The sequence below is a fragment of the Bacillus sp. (in: firmicutes) genome, assembly GCA_012842745.1.
Taxonomy (GTDB): Bacteria; Bacillota; Bacilli; order Bacillales; family Bacillaceae_J; genus Schinkia.
Genome location: DUSF01000045.1, coordinates 1 through 3,720, shown reverse-complemented (window position 1 = coordinate 3,720; position 3,720 = coordinate 1). Strand labels below are relative to the sequence as shown.

Here is a 3,720-nt window from a genome sequence, read left to right as displayed (position 1 = left end):
ACCTGCGAGAGTCCTATCGGCTCGACCGCGTGAGAAATTCGTTCATCCTGTCTCAAGATAAAATAGTTCATCCTCTACCTCCAAATAATGCCTGCTTTTTGTTTGTCATCTAGAACGAGCATTTCTTCCGCTTCTTTAGAAAAAACCGCTTTTTCAAGGTTTGCCCTCGTGAAGTTAACATCCTTAAGATTTGCCCCGACAAAACTCGCTCCTTGAAGAACAGCATCTTCAAAATTCGCTCCCTCTAAATCAGCACCTTCGAAAGAAACGGGAAGAAAGCCTGGCATGTCCCAAGTTGTTGGATCAGGTAAGCCACTTGCACCTTCCGCCCTTTGAAAGTTTGCCTGTTTCAACACACTATCGCTAAAGTTTGCTTCATGAATGAAGCTATCACTCAAGTTACTTTCGGTCATGTTGCACCATTTTAAATTCGCCCCTATCAACAAACAGCCATTTAAACGGCTATATGATAAATCACTCTTGCGAAAATCACTATAACGTAAATCAAGTTCTTCATAATGGCCTTGAGATAGATTCAAATCGGAAAATACTTCATAGGCATAGTCATCCTCGGCTTTTTCTTCTAGCCATTCCCTACTCTCATCTTGATCCCTTTCACTATGATTTTCCTGACAGACAGCCTCGCTCAAACCTACATGTTCGCCCACCCGTATTTCCATCGTATCTTCCTTCTCTAACAAGGCGTATTCAGCACATAACACACTTGTAGGCAAGGCATATTTCGCCAAACTCACGACATATTGATGATAATTCATTGCTTCCTTGAACAACATCTGTTCGATATTAGTGGTTGGACTATGTTGCAATATAGTTGCGACCAAGTACTTTCACCGTATCTATCGTTGCGGTTATTTACATTATTGCAATTTCTTTTGAAAAAACCGTAAGAAAGCGAAGATAACAAAAAACAGGTCAATCATGGCGACATCTGACCATAATTGACCTGTTCAATGTAACGGAGTAAAGTTATTTAGGATATTAAATTCAAGCATTTATGCGCATACAAATAAAACGAAGAAATCTTTATAAGGGTATTACAATGGTTAAATTTGTTCTTAGTTGAGTGATGGTTCATTCGGCACTAGGTAGCCCCACCAAAAGAAGAATCTAATTGGTTATTCTCAATCAACAAGAGTAGACCAACTATGGTCTCCTTTTTTGTTAATCAAAACGACTTCAAAGTTTGAGAGCCATTGAAGCTGACCTAAATGCTTTGCATATGCAAATTCATCTGGCAACTCCGAAATTATGCTATTCTTCTTGATGGCTTGACTCCCTCCCTTTTCTTTAACAAGAATAGAGATATCCATACTTTTAATATTATGTTGACAAATAACTTCAGCCACGTACTTACCATCTGGACTCTTAACTGGTTTCTTCCAAACCCACTCATTTATATATTGCGTTTCCTTAATTAATGAGTAGACATGATTGAATGAGTCTTCATTCCAACCATATTTTTGAACCACCTTCCTTATACCTTGTATTAGTAGTTCAAGGGTAGCAACTTTTTTATTATATTCATCACTCTCTAGAAAATCGTTGACTCCAAACTTTACTTGAACTGTGCATACTCCAGAGAAATTTAAGACTCGCTCTTCTTTTATATCTGATACACACTCGACAAGTATTTTCCAACAGTCCTCTGTTTTTAATTTACCAAAAAGCCTCTCGAACATGGAAGTCATGCATCTTGTTTCCAGTCTAAAAGAACGGCGTAGTTCCTTCCAATTTTGCTCATAGTCAAATTTTGTAGCTTCTTGATACGAGCAACCTCTGTCCTTCATAATCGACTGAATTTTTGCCTCATTAACCAGATATGGTAAATCTAAATCAAATTCTTTTAAGTCCAAATTATTATCACTCCCTAATCATCTTCCCAAGGTGTTGGTCTTTTGTGTTTACTCATAGAAAGCATCATTCCTTTCGCTACGCTTAAGGCACAAAAATTTAATGAAAGAGAATTTACTCTCCTCCTCTAGTGATGGCTGTTATAATGTAATTGGATAAGCAGATACACTACAGAGCACGGGGAGGTGAGTGGTGCAGCTCCCAGCTGCCCGCATAGAAAGATGTGCCGTTTGCTGTCTTCAAGTACAAATATGTGTGCCATCGAGCACGTAAACTAATCTTTGTGTAAACAATTCCCGTTTATGACATGGCAAACAGTCAATGTCTGTTTTATCCACGATAAATTGTGAGGGGATGTGTTTATGCTTAAAATTGTTTACCCTATCTGCTGTGGCATTGATGTCCACAAAAAGTTTGTTGTTGCTACGGTTGGTAAGACGAACAAATCGGGGGTTACGGAATACCAAACCAAGCAATTTTCCACATTCACCGAGGGTCTACACCAACTTTTAGATTGGCTAAAATCGCAATCTTGTAAACATGTCTGTATGGAGTCTACAGGCAAGTATTGGCACCCAGTGTTTAATATTTTGGAGCACGATTGTGAAGTTGTTGTGGCTAACCCAAAATATGTTAAAGGTATACGCGGTAAGAAAACCGATAAAAAAGATTCGATTTGGCTTTGCGACCTACACAAACACGGCTTGGTTCCCGGCAGTTTTATTCCGCCACTACCCATTCGTCAAATACGAGATTTAACGCGGTATCGGTTTAAACTTATCAATTTTAAGTCGAGCGAGAAAAATCGTGTTCAAAACTCGCTTACCGTTTCCAACATTATGATTTCCAGTGTAGTTTCGGATACTTTTGGTGTAAGTTCTATGCGAATTATTAACCACATCCTTGACCATCCAGATGATACAGATTTTGATGTTTCGTCGATGCTACACGGAAAAATGAAAGACAAAACAGACACCATTGTAAAATCTATTCAAGGGTATTTGACGGAACCACAAGCGGATAAAATGCGCGTATGCCTTGACCATATGGAAGGCATTGAGAAGCATATCGCTGAAATTGAATCCGTTGTTTTAAAATTAGCTCAACCCTATATGCCACAAATCGAATTGATTTTATCGTTACCAAGCATCAAAGATATCTTTACGGCTATTGCTATTCTTGGCGAAATTGGTATTGATATGTCTGTATTTCTTTCCGATAAACATCTATGTTCCTGGGCAGGACTTACTCCGCAAAACAATGAAAGTGCCGGAAAGAAAAAATCAGTCCGTGTTTCATGAGCTGGCGTATATATCAAACCGTTACTAGTTCAATGTGCCAATGCTGCTATTAAAAGTAAAAAGTATCCTTACTTCAAAATCCGTTATGATCAAATTAAGAAGCGTAGAGGTCACAAAAAAGCGCTTATAGCGATCGCACATAAGTTACTCGTTTGTATTTACCATATGCTAGATAAAAATGAGCCATTTAACGAAGAGTTGTACAAAATAGACTCCAAGCCAAAACCAACTTATGCACCTCAGATCACGGAAGAAATGGCATTACGATACCTAGAAACGTTAGGCTATCAGATCCCCGATAAAAGTATACACGTTTGACATTTCACCCAAATCCATATTTCGCCAGCCCGCTGTTGCAGTAGGGCTTATTTTGTTATGCCAAATTTCCCCTAGTGGCGACGTTCAGCGTTCTTTCAAACTAAGGTAAGCGTCAAACTATCCCCACCTACTCCGTAGATGAGGATTAAGTTATTATTAAGATACTCCAAGACAAATAGTCCCCACCTTTTACAAGGCCGAGGACTGGGGTATTATTTAGATAGCTTGT

2 protein-coding genes and 1 pseudogene are annotated in these 3,720 nt (G+C 38.8%); 1 reads left to right on the top strand and 2 read right to left on the bottom strand.

What is annotated here, in order from left to right; genetic code table 11:
• Positions 1 to 74: 74 nt before the first annotated feature.
• Complete coding sequence (locus GX497_11695; GenBank protein HHY73856.1) at positions 75 to 842, bottom strand: pentapeptide repeat-containing protein; 768 nt, start codon at positions 840 to 842, stop codon at positions 75 to 77.
• 300 nt (positions 843 to 1,142) lie between these two features.
• Positions 1,143 to 1,874, bottom strand: a complete 732-nt coding sequence (locus GX497_11690; GenBank protein ID HHY73855.1) for a hypothetical protein — start codon at positions 1,872 to 1,874, stop codon at positions 1,143 to 1,145.
• Between the two features lie 360 nt (positions 1,875 to 2,234).
• Here GX497_11690 and GX497_11685 point away from each other — a divergent pair.
• Positions 2,235 to 3,491: pseudogene (locus GX497_11685) on the top strand (IS110 family transposase).
• Positions 3,492 to 3,720 lie beyond the last annotated feature (229 nt).